This window comes from Gemmobacter sp., assembly GCF_016792925.1.
Taxonomy (GTDB): domain Bacteria; phylum Pseudomonadota; class Alphaproteobacteria; order Rhodobacterales; family Rhodobacteraceae; genus Gemmobacter.
In genome coordinates this window covers 1-9,908 of record NZ_JAEULU010000342.1, presented here as the reverse complement: position 1 = coordinate 9,908, position 9,908 = coordinate 1, and the positions used below count along the sequence as shown (strand labels likewise).

Sequence of the window (9,908 nt, the reverse complement as noted above, 5' to 3'; positions counted from 1 at the left end):
AGAAGCTGCGCTTCGCCATCCGTGAAGGCGGCCGCACCGTCGGCGCAGGCGTCGTGTCGAAGATCATTGAATAATGATCCCGAGACGCGCGACCAAAAGCGTGTCGAAAATCATCGAGTGATGATGTTCAGGTGACCCTCGGGTCATCGGACAGAAAGGCCGCCCTTCGGGGCGGCCTTTTGCGTTGCACCCCGCTCCAACCCGCGCAACCTCCGATCCTTCGACGAAGGATCGGGCGCCGCTGACAGCTTGCGCGCCAGCCGGATGCGGGGCAAACAGCGGCGGTGACAGAGCTGTGCCCAAGCAAGAACCAGATAACTTGATTGATAAGCGCTTGACGACCACTCTGGAAAAACCTAATGAAGCCAAGGCTCCGGCGGGTTGGCGGAGAGGTTACGCAGCGGATTGCAAATCCGTGAAGACCGGTTCGATTCCGGTACCCGCCTCCAAATCTTTCCAAACACTTATCCAATCCGCGCCGCCCTCTCGGGTGGCAATTTTGCACGGCGTTTTGCAAATCCGTTCATGCCACACCCTGTTTTGCCACTATCAGGGCTTTAAGGATGCGGTCGGATTCATCGGGGGCAAGGCGGGCGTAATGCTCGATGACGTTCTGCGCATGGCGTAGGCGCCAACCCATGAAGGACGCAATCTGTGGGAAGCAAAGGCCGGCATTCAGAAGGCGCGTGGCGGTCGTGCCTCGGGCATCCTGAAGGCGCAGCTTGTCCGACAGCTTGCCTGGAGCAGGCCGTGCATATTGCGCTTGCGGCAGATCAAATTTCCGGACAAGCGGCACTAGATTCTGGGGGAAGGTGTTTACTTCTGACAGAAAGCGCCGCAACGTCAATCCTCCTGACTGCCACCGCTGCTGCGCCAAGCTGTCCGATTTTTTCTCGGCACAATGGCGCCTGAAGGGGTCAGGGGTGATGTGGCGCATGGCCGACGCGGGCGGGGATTGCACGGGTGGGTTGCCCCAGATAATGCGCCAGATCCGGGGGGGGATTGGTCAGCAAGGAAGCTGTCGCGCGCGGCGGCTGGACGGATCCGTTCGCGACAACAAGAGTTTGAGGGGCAAAGTGCAACGCATCGTTCGGGTCATGGGTGATCATCAGAACCAGTTTGTCACCGGTCATGCGCGCCACCAGCTCCAGCATTTCGGCCTTCAGGGCCGGGCCAAGGGCGGCGAAAGGTTCGTCCAGCAGAAGGACGGGCCTTGCCCGCAGCAGGGCCCGCGCGAGCGCTGCCCGGCTTTGCTGCCCGCCGGACAACTGGCTTGGCTTGCGCGGGCCGAGACCTGCGAGGCCGACTGCCTCCAAGGCCTGCTCCACCGCCGCCCAATCCAGCCTGCGCAGCGACGGGTCGAGGCCAAGGCCCAGATTTTGCGCGACGGTCAGATGTGGAAACAGGTTCTGATCCTGAAACAGGATCGACAACGGCCGCTGGCCCGGTGGCAGGCCGTCGATGCGCTGCCCTTGCCACCGGATCGTGCCGCGTGAAAGTGGGATGAAACCGGCAAGCGATTGGAAAAGCGTTGATTTTCCGGCGCCCGATGGACCGATCACCGCGAAGTGCCCCTCGGGCGGCAACGCGAGGTCGGCCCCCAGGACAAAGCTGCCCTGCCGGATTTCGGCCTGTTCAAAGCTCAGTCCCATGGCGCCCCCATCTGTCGCAGATCCAGAAAACCGCAAAGGCCAGCGCGACCAGAATCAGCGCAGCACCAGCCGCCTGACCCATACGATAGGCCCCCATCAGCCGCGAAATGACCAGCGGCAGGGTCTGCCCGTCCTCGGTCGCAAACAGCGCAATCACCCCCAGATCACCAATCGCCAAGGCCGCGCAGAGGCCCAGTGCAAAACCCAAGGGGCGGCGCAGGCGGGGCAGGACCAAGAGGCGCAACGCAGCCCCCCCTCGCAGGTCCAGTGACGCCGCGAGCCGGCCGTAATCAGCCTGCAAGGTCTGCGTCTCGGGGGCCAGAATGCGATAGGCGAAGGGCAGGGCCGTGAGGGCGGTGACCAGAATGGTGACGGGCAGGGTGAGGCTGGCCGGGTTGACAAAAGGAAAGACGATCAGAAAAAGCCCTGTCCCCAGAACGAGTTGCGAGATTGCCATTGGCAGCATCGCCACCGGCCCCAGCCAGCGCCGCCCTTGAGCGCGACCCAAAGCCAGTGTCAGAGCTGCGCCCACGGCCAGTGGTGCGGCACAGGCGGCGACCGCCAGCGAGGTGGCGGCGGCGGGCCAGACGGCGGCAGGCATCCCGGCCAAACCGGGAAGGCCACGCGCCAGCACGGCCAGCAGGGGCGCGGCCAGAAACAGGCTGGCGAGACCGATCACCAGGGCATCCAGGCCTTTGCGCCAGCCAGCGGGGGCAGGCAAAGGCAGCACGCGGTCAAGCCCGGCGCCAAAGCCGGAGGGGCGGGCGACCAGCCCCGCCAGCAGCACCGCGCCGCCACAGGCCAGCACTTGCAGCACGGCAAGGCTGGCGGCGCGCGGCAGATCGAATTCAAACCGCACGGCCTGCCAGATCGCCAGCTCCACCGTCGTGGCGGCCGGGCCGCCGCCCAGCGTCAGCACCACGGCAAAGCTGGTCAGGCAAATGGCAAAGACCGCCAGCAGGGCGCCGGGCACCACATCTTGCAGCATGGGCCGCTCGATATGCTGCCAATAGTGGCGCGGGGTGAAGCCAAGGCTTTCGGCCAGTCGCAGCCGCTCGGCCGGGATGGCCTGCCAGCCTTGCAGGATCATCCGTGTCGCCAGCGGCATGTTCAGGAACACATGCGCCAACACCACGCCGCCCAAGCCAAAGATCGAGACTTCGGGCAGGCCCAATGCGCGCAGCCCGGCATTCAACAGGCCAGAGCGGCCAAAGATCGCCAGTAACCCCAGGACGGCGGCGATCACCGGCAGCAGGAACGGCGCGCCAAGCGCGGTGATCAGCGCGCCACGCCCCGGAAAGCGCCGCCGTGCCAAGGCCCGGGCCAATGGCACGGCGCAGGTCACCGATGCCAGCGCCGAGAGCGTGGCTTGCAGCGCGGTAAAGCGCAGCGCTGCCAGATCGGGCGCGGTCAGCCCGCGCCCGCCCGCCTGCGCCATCACCACGGCCACAGGCGCCAGCGTGGCCAGCGCCACGCCCCCCGCAATCAGCGCGCCAGCGCGGCGCGCCATTCGTCCAGCGCCGGGCCGCGCAGGGCCTCGGCCTCTTCTGCCGACAGCAGCAGCGATTTCGACGGCTGGACGAGGGTTTCAAACCCTTTCGGCAGCCCCGTGGCGGGCGTGACGGCCGGATACATCCAGTTCGTCGTCGGCAGCACGCCTTGCGCCGCATCCGACAGCATGAACGCCAGGAACCGATCGGCCAAAGCGGGCTGATCTGTGGCTTTCAGTTTTCCCAACACCTCCACTTGCAGATAATTGCCTTCGGTGAACACGGCGGCGGTCTTGCTGTCATCCTGTTCGGCGATCAAGTGATAGGCGGGCGAGGTGGTGTAGCTCAGCACCAGATCGGCCTCGCCTTCCAGAAAGAGGCCATAGGCCTCTGACCAGCCGGGGGTGACAGTCACGATGTTATCGGCCAGATCTTTCCAAATGGTTGACGCCTCATCGCCATAGGCGGCTTTCACCCACATCAGCAGACCAAGACCCGGCGTGGAGGAGCGCGGGTCCTGAATGACGATCTTCAGGTCCGATGCTACCAAGGCCTTGAAATCCTTGGGAGCTTCCAGCGTCTTGTTCTGCACGAAGGCGAACCAGCCCCAGTCATAGGGCAGGAATTCCGCATCCGCGAAGGCCACCGGCAGGCTGAGCGCAGGGGTCTGGCCATGCGGCGCAAATAGGCCGGTCGCGCGGGCGGCGGCGGTCAGGTTCGTGTCCAGCCCCAGCACCACATCGGCCTGCGACCGCGCGCCTTCCAGCTGCAACCGGGCGAGCAGCGCCGCGCCATCGCCCGCAGGCGTGAAACGCAGATCGCAACCGCATTCGGCCTCGAAGGCCTTCTCGATCGCCGGGCCGGGGCCCCATTCCGACACAAAACTGTCATAGGTCAGCACGTCCAGCACGGGTGTTTCTGCCGCTGCCATCGGGGCAGCAGCCAGAAAACCCGCAGCAAAACAAAGCTTTTTCATCCTCATCGCTCCATTTCACGAACGGGCGGAGACGGGGCGGGCGCTTCGGCCCTTGCACCTTCCCTCCGCCGGTCCTAACCGGTTCAGGTTCAACGGGTCCGCTTGGCCTTGTGGCCGCGCGTCTCAGCCCAATGGGCACCCCGAGGTGCCAGCGACCATAGGGCAAAGCCGGGGCGGCGCAAGCGGAAAGCCTTGGCCTTTGCCGCAAGGCGCGGCAGGGTGGTGAAAACGGGAGGCAGCATGGCCGAGGATCTGCGCATCTTTCTGCGGCTTTGGACGGGCGGGCGCAAATTCGGCCCCGGCAAGGCGGAACTGCTGGAACGGATCGGCGCGCTTGGCTCGATCTCGGCGGCGGGGCGCGAAATGGGCATGAGCTACAAGCGCGCCTGGAGCCTGGTGGAGGATATGAACGCCATGTTCGCCCGGCCCCTCGTGGTCCCGGCGCGGGGCGGCGCGGGCGGCGGCGGCGCGCAGCTGACGGCAGAGGGCGCGCGGGTGGCGGCGCTGTTCCGCGCGCTGGAGGCCCGGCTGGCCGAGGCTGGCGCCGCCGAACTGGCGGAATGGCGGGCGCTGCTCCCCGATATGTCCGATGAAACATAGCGCTTGCCTTGGGCTTGCGCCTTGGGTGATATGTCTGCCGAAACATAACGCTTGGAGCCCCCTCATGTCGCGCAAACTCGCCTTGGCCCTGATGCTGACCGGTACCCCGCTGGCCGCGCAGGCCGAGGAGGTGGTGGTCTTTGCCGCCGCCTCGCTGAAAACCGCATTGGACCAGATTGCCGCCGATTGGCAGGCCGAGACCGGGCATCAGGTCACCCTGTCTTACGGCGGGTCGAACAAGCTGGCGGCGCAGATCCTTCAGGGGGCCCCCGCCGACATCTTCATCTCGGCCTCGCCGAAATGGATGGATGAGGTCGAGGCGGGCGGCGATGTGGTGCCGGGCAGCCGCGCCGATCTGCTGGGCAATCAGCTGGTGCTGATCGGGGCGCCGGAGGCCGCACCGGTGACACTGGCGCCGGGGCTTGCTCTGACCGGCCTGCTGGCGGGCGGCAAGCTGTCGATGGCCACGGTGGATGCCGTGCCGGCCGGGCAATATGGCAAGGCCGCGCTGGAAAGCCTCGGGCTGTGGGAGGCCGCCGCGCCGCAGGTTGCGCAATCCGAGGATGTGCGGGCGGCGCTGCGTCTGGTGGCAGTGGGCGAGGCGCCTTTTGGCATTGTCTATGCCTCGGATGCGGTGGCAGAACCGGGTGTGAAGGTCGTGGGCACCTTCCCGGCGGACAGCCATCCGAAAATCACCTATCCGGCGGCGCTGCTGACCGGGGCGTCCGATGCGGCGGATCAGGCCTTTCTGGCCGCGCTGTCGGGCGAGAAAGCCGATGCCATCTTTGTGAAACAAGGCTTTAGCCTGCCGTAAAGGATTGGTCATGACCGATTGGCTGCCCCCCGAGGCGCTCGTGGCGCTGGCGCTCTCGCTCAGGGTTTCGCTCTGGGCGACGGTGCTGAGCCTGCCTTTCGGGGTGGCGGTGGCCTGGCTGCTGGCGCGGCGGCGCTTTCCGGGGCATGGGGTGCTGAATGGCCTTGTGCATCTGCCGCTGATCCTGCCGCCTGTGGTGACCGGCTATCTGCTGCTGATCGCCTTCGGGCGGCGCGGCGTGATCGGCCAGTGGCTGCATGAGGTGCTGGGCCTCACGCTGGCCTTTCGCTGGACAGGGGCGGTGCTGGCGGCGGCGGTGATGGCCTTTCCGCTGCTGGTGCGGGCCATTCGCCTGAGTTTTGAAGCGGTTGACCCCAAACTGGAGGAGGCGGCGGCGACGCTGGGGGCCAGCCGTCTGGCGGTGTTTGCCACGGTCACCCTGCCGCTCATCCTGCCGGGCGTGCTGGCGGGGGCGGTGCTGGCCTTTGCCAAGGCGATGGGAGAGTTTGGCGCCACCATCACCTTTGTCGCCAATATTCCGGGCGAAACCCAAACCCTGCCGACGGCGATCTACACCTTTCTGCAAGTGCCCGGCGGCGATGCCACGGCGCTGCGGCTGGTGCTGCTGTCGGTCTTGGTGGCCATGGCGGCGCTTGGCCTGTCGGAATGGCTGGCCCGGCGGGTGGCGCGCCGGGTGCGGGGGCTGTGATGCTGCGGGTCAGCCTGCGCCACAGGGCGCCCGATCTGGAAGTGGATTTTCAGGCACCGGGCGGCATCACCGCCCTGTTCGGCCCTTCGGGGGCGGGCAAAACCAGCGTCCTGCGGGCAGTGGCGGGCCTGCTGACGCCCGAGCAGGGGCGCATCGAGGCGGGCGATCTGCTGTTTGACCACAGCGCGCGGGTAAACCTGCCCCCCTCGCGGCGCCGGATCGGCTATGTCTTTCAGGAACCACGGCTTTTTCCGCATCTCTCCGTGGCGCAGAACCTGCGCTATGGCAGCCGTTTCGCGGCGCCGGGCACGGTGCCCGATGCGGCCCGGCTGATCGAACTGCTGGGCCTTGGCCCGCTGCTGGCGCGCGGCATTGCCGGGCTTTCGGGCGGCGAGGCGCAGCGGGTGGCGATCGGGCGTGCCATCCTCTCGGGCGCGCGGCTTTTGGCTCTGGACGAGCCGATGGCCGCGCTTGATGCGCCGCGCCGGGCCGAGATCATGACCTATCTGGAGGCGCTGCGCGACGAGACCGGCCTGCCCATGCTGCTGGTCAGTCACGCGCTGGAGGAGGTGATCCGCCTTGCCTCGACGCTGGTGCTGATGGAGGGGGGGCGGGTGCGGCGCGCCGGGCCGCTGGCCGATCTGCTGGCCGATCCGGCGCTGGTGCCTGCATTTGGTGTGCGAGAGGCGGGCGCGCTCCTGCATGTTGTGGTGACCGGCGCCGATCCCGATGGGCTGACCCGGGTGCAGGCCAAGGCCGGGCCGCTGTTTCTGCCCCATCCCGCAGCGATGGGCGCGGCGCTGCGGCTGCGGGTGCGGGCGGCGGATGTCACCCTGGCGGTGACGCGCCCCGAGGGGCTCTCGGCGCTCAACATCCTGCCCGCCACCGTCACGCGGCTTTTGCCGGATGCCGAGGGGCCGGGGGGCACGGTGCTGCTGGATTGCGCGGGCGCCGCGCTGATGGCGCGGGTGACCGGGCGTTCAGTCGCGGCGCTTGGGCTGGCACCGGGGCGCCCGGTCTGGGCGGTGATCAAGGCGCTGTCGGTCGCGGCCTGAGCCTTACCAGGCCAGCCGCCTCCGCCCCAACATCAGCCCGGCCAGCGTGCAAAGCACCAGCGCGCCCATATACCAGATCGCGAAAAACACCGGGTCATCCTCCGGGCAATGCAGCGCATAGCCGCTGGCGGCGGTGGCGGCGCAGGCCAAACCCGCCAACCCGCCCGAGAGCCCGGGCCGCGTGCTGGCCCCGGCGCGCAGGCCAGACAGCGCGGTCACAATCGGGATGGCCGCCAAACCCACAAGAAAAACAAGGCATTGCGGCGCGGTCTTGCCCATCACCGCCGGGGCCATCGCCTCAGAGGGCAGATGGGCCAGACGCCAGAGACCGGGCAAGGTGCCCGCCGCCAGCAGCGCCAGCAGCAGCGGGGCCAATGCGCCCAGCCGCGCCTCGGGGCGCATCAGCCGCAGCGCGGCAAGGGCCGCCGTGGCTGCGATGGCCGGCGGCAGCAGGAATTTGTGCCAAAGCTGCGGCGCGGTGATCGCCGCGGCAAGATCGGCGCGCAGCCCAAGCGCCAGCAGCAAAAGCACCAGCGCGGGCAGGCCAGCCGCAAGGCTGCGCAGCAGGATCGGCGCGGCCTCCGGGGCGGGTGCAGCCTCAGCGCGATGGGTCAGACTTGCAATCAAGTCATTGGTTTTCATGGGCGTTTTCATGACACTTTCCCTCCGGCCAGCACAGCCAGCCGCTTCATCGCGCGGTGCAGGGCCACCCGCACCGCGCCTTCGCTCATCGACAGCCGCGCCCCGATGGCGGCGGTTTCTTCGCCCTCCAGATGCGCGGCGCGCACGATGCTGGCGCTGCGCGGATCCAGCTGCCCCAAAAGCCGGTCGGCATCGCGGGCGGCCAAAGGCTCGGGCGCGGGGGCGCTTTCCAGCGCATCCGCGAAATCTTCCAGCGGCAGATGCAGCCGCCCCACCCCCAGACGCCGGAAGGCATCGGCGACCTTGTAGCGCGCCACCGCGTAAAGCCAAGGCTTCAACGGCGCGTCGGCGCGCCAAGTGTGACGCTTCATATGGATGGCGAGCAGCACATCCTGCACAACATCTTCTTGTGCGGCCCGATCCAGCACCCGCCCACGCCCCTGAACCACCGTGCGCAAAACCGGCGTCACGGCCAGCAGAAAACGCGCATAGGCCTGCCCGTCGCCCGCATTCGCGGCGCGCAGCAACTCGGCCAAGGTTTGTTCGGTCACACTCATCTTGTCACACCATTCGGATGCGGCTGCGCCAGTGTTACAGCGCGGCACACAGATTTTCGTCGAAAATCTGCGTAACGGATGGCGAGGCGCTTGCGAATGGTATGGCAAGGGTGCGGTTGGCGTGCCCTGATCCAGATGGAGAACCCCATGTCCGTTATGAGCAAGGCTTTGATTTTGAATGCTTCTCTGGCCTGCGCGCTGACGCTGGCCGCCGGTGCGGCCTCGGCCGAGGGCGAGATGGAGAAATGCTATGGCGTGGCGATGGCCGGGCAGAATGATTGCGCGGCGGGGCCGGGCACGACCTGTGCGGGCACCGCAACCAAGGACTATCAGGGCAATGCCTGGAAACTGGTGCCGGCGGGCACCTGCGTGACCATGGAGACCCCGAATGGCAAGGGCTCGCTGGAGCCGATCAAGATGTGATCCCAGTAGCCGGGGCGCGCAGGTGCCCCGGCTTTTACCTTTACACGCAAGAGGTTACGCGCCATGCCCCTGCCATCTGCCCCCGGGATCGGCTTCAAGCCCGAGCATTTCGCCGCCCTGCGCGCCACGCGCCCGGAGCTGGGGTTCATCGAGGTGCATGCCGAAAACTATATGGGCGCGGGGGGGCCACCGCATCGCATGCTGGAGGCCTTGCGCGCCGATTTTTCTCTTTCAATCCATGGAGTTGGCCTTTCAATTGGCGGCGCCACGCTGGACCGGACGCATCTGGCACGGTTGAAGGCGCTGATGGATCGCTATCAGCCCGAAAGCTTTTCCGAGCATCTGGCCTGGTCGAGCCACGGAATTTTTCTCAATGATCTCTTGCCCTTACCTTATACTCCCGAGACGTTGCGGCTGGTTTGCGATCATGTGGATCAGGTGCAGGAGGTTTTGGGGCGGCGCATGTTGCTGGAGAACCCCTCCACCTATGTGCTCTTCGCGCAATCTGTGATCCCGGAGGTCGAATTTCTGAGCGAAATCAGCCGGATAACTGGCTGCGGCCTGCTGCTGGATGTGAACAACGTCTTTGTCAGTTGCCACAATCACGCCACCAATCCGCGGCGCTATCTCGCTGATTTCCCAATGGAAAAGGTGGGTGAGATCCATTTGGGCGGCCATGATGCCGAAGAATTGCCGGATGGCACGATCCTGATTGATGCCCATGGCAGCCCGGTCGCAGACCCTGTCTGGACCCTTTATGCCGAGGTCATTGCACGCTGTGGCGCCCTGCCCACGCTGATCGAGTGGGACAATGATGTGCCGGAATTTCAAATACTTATGGGCGAAGTTGCGCGGGCACAGGCCGTTTTGAACGCGCCTGCCCGCGCAAAGGGGAGAGCCCATGCCGCATGCTGAGCTTCTGTCGCAGTTCCATGCCGCGCTGATGGGCGGGGCGCTGCCGGCAGGTGTCATGGCCTATACCGTTTCGCC

Annotated in this window: 13 protein-coding genes, 1 tRNA gene and 1 riboswitch; of the genes, 8 read left to right on the top strand and 6 right to left on the bottom strand. The window is 66.5% G+C overall.

Going from position 1 to position 9,908, the window contains the following annotated elements:
• Positions 1-74 (top strand): hypothetical protein (locus JNN06_RS17095; protein WP_229804698.1); only part of this gene is annotated, 74 nt, incomplete at its 5' end.
• Between the two features lie 301 nt (positions 75-375).
• Positions 376-449: transfer RNA gene (locus JNN06_RS17090), tRNA-Cys, on the top strand.
• A gap of 74 nt (positions 450-523) precedes the next feature.
• Here JNN06_RS17090 and JNN06_RS17085 read toward each other — a convergent pair.
• Genes JNN06_RS17085 through thiB form a run of 4 tightly spaced genes read right to left on the bottom strand, consistent with a single transcriptional unit; the run spans position 524 to position 4,118 of the window.
• Positions 524-937, bottom strand: coding sequence for a hypothetical protein (locus JNN06_RS17085; RefSeq protein WP_291240797.1), 414 nt, complete (start codon positions 935-937; stop codon positions 524-526).
• The gene (locus tag JNN06_RS17080; RefSeq protein WP_291240796.1) at positions 918-1,652 is read right to left on the bottom strand and encodes an ATP-binding cassette domain-containing protein; all 735 of its coding nucleotides are present in this window, start codon (positions 1,650-1,652) and stop codon (positions 918-920) included. The genes JNN06_RS17085 and JNN06_RS17080 overlap by 20 nt, the downstream gene beginning before the upstream one ends.
• Positions 1,636-3,162, bottom strand: a complete 1,527-nt coding sequence (locus tag JNN06_RS17075) for an ABC transporter permease subunit (RefSeq protein ID WP_291240795.1) — start codon at positions 3,160-3,162, stop codon at positions 1,636-1,638. The genes JNN06_RS17080 and JNN06_RS17075 overlap by 17 nt, the downstream gene beginning before the upstream one ends.
• On the bottom strand, positions 3,138-4,118 hold the full coding sequence (thiB, locus tag JNN06_RS17070) for a thiamine ABC transporter substrate binding subunit (protein WP_291240794.1): 981 nt from the start codon (positions 4,116-4,118) through the stop codon (positions 3,138-3,140). The genes JNN06_RS17075 and thiB overlap by 25 nt, the downstream gene beginning before the upstream one ends.
• Before the next feature lie 43 nt (positions 4,119-4,161).
• A riboswitch (TPP riboswitch) is annotated at positions 4,162-4,271 on the bottom strand.
• A gap of 87 nt (positions 4,272-4,358) precedes the next feature.
• Between thiB and JNN06_RS17065 the strand changes: the two genes are divergently transcribed.
• The 4 genes from JNN06_RS17065 (at position 4,359) to modC (ending at position 7,296) form a co-directional block, all read left to right on the top strand.
• Positions 4,359-4,718 carry a LysR family transcriptional regulator gene (locus JNN06_RS17065; protein ID WP_291240798.1) on the top strand — a complete coding sequence of 120 codons (360 nt, stop codon included), beginning with the start codon at positions 4,359-4,361 and terminating at the stop codon, positions 4,716-4,718.
• Positions 4,719-4,782: 64 nt separating this feature from the next.
• Positions 4,783-5,532 carry a molybdate ABC transporter substrate-binding protein gene (modA, locus tag JNN06_RS17060; protein ID WP_291240793.1) on the top strand — a complete coding sequence of 250 codons (750 nt, stop codon included), beginning with the start codon at positions 4,783-4,785 and terminating at the stop codon, positions 5,530-5,532.
• A gap of 10 nt (positions 5,533-5,542) precedes the next feature.
• On the top strand, positions 5,543-6,241 hold the full coding sequence (gene modB, locus JNN06_RS17055) for a molybdate ABC transporter permease subunit (protein ID WP_291240792.1): 699 nt from the start codon (positions 5,543-5,545) through the stop codon (positions 6,239-6,241).
• Positions 6,199-7,296 (top strand): molybdenum ABC transporter ATP-binding protein, encoded by a 1,098-nt coding sequence (gene modC / locus JNN06_RS17050; protein WP_291240791.1) that lies wholly within the window; start codon positions 6,199-6,201, stop codon positions 7,294-7,296. Before modB ends, modC begins: the two co-directional genes overlap by 43 nt.
• Positions 7,297-7,299: 3 nt before the next feature.
• On the opposite strand, the gene JNN06_RS17045 is transcribed toward modC, so the two are convergent.
• Complete coding sequence (locus JNN06_RS17045) at positions 7,300-7,950, bottom strand: NrsF family protein (protein ID WP_291240790.1); 651 nt, start codon at positions 7,948-7,950, stop codon at positions 7,300-7,302.
• Complete coding sequence (locus tag JNN06_RS17040; RefSeq protein WP_291240789.1) at positions 7,947-8,495, bottom strand: sigma-70 family RNA polymerase sigma factor; 549 nt, start codon at positions 8,493-8,495, stop codon at positions 7,947-7,949. Before JNN06_RS17040 ends, JNN06_RS17045 begins: the two co-directional genes overlap by 4 nt.
• A gap of 147 nt (positions 8,496-8,642) precedes the next feature.
• Between JNN06_RS17040 and JNN06_RS17035 the strand changes: the two genes are divergently transcribed.
• The gene (locus tag JNN06_RS17035; RefSeq protein ID WP_291240788.1) at positions 8,643-8,918 is read left to right on the top strand and encodes a DUF2282 domain-containing protein; all 276 of its coding nucleotides are present in this window, start codon (positions 8,643-8,645) and stop codon (positions 8,916-8,918) included.
• A gap of 63 nt (positions 8,919-8,981) precedes the next feature.
• Positions 8,982-9,833, top strand: coding sequence for a DUF692 domain-containing protein (locus JNN06_RS17030; protein WP_291240787.1), 852 nt, complete (start codon positions 8,982-8,984; stop codon positions 9,831-9,833).
• The last annotated feature ends 75 nt before the right edge of the window (positions 9,834-9,908 follow it).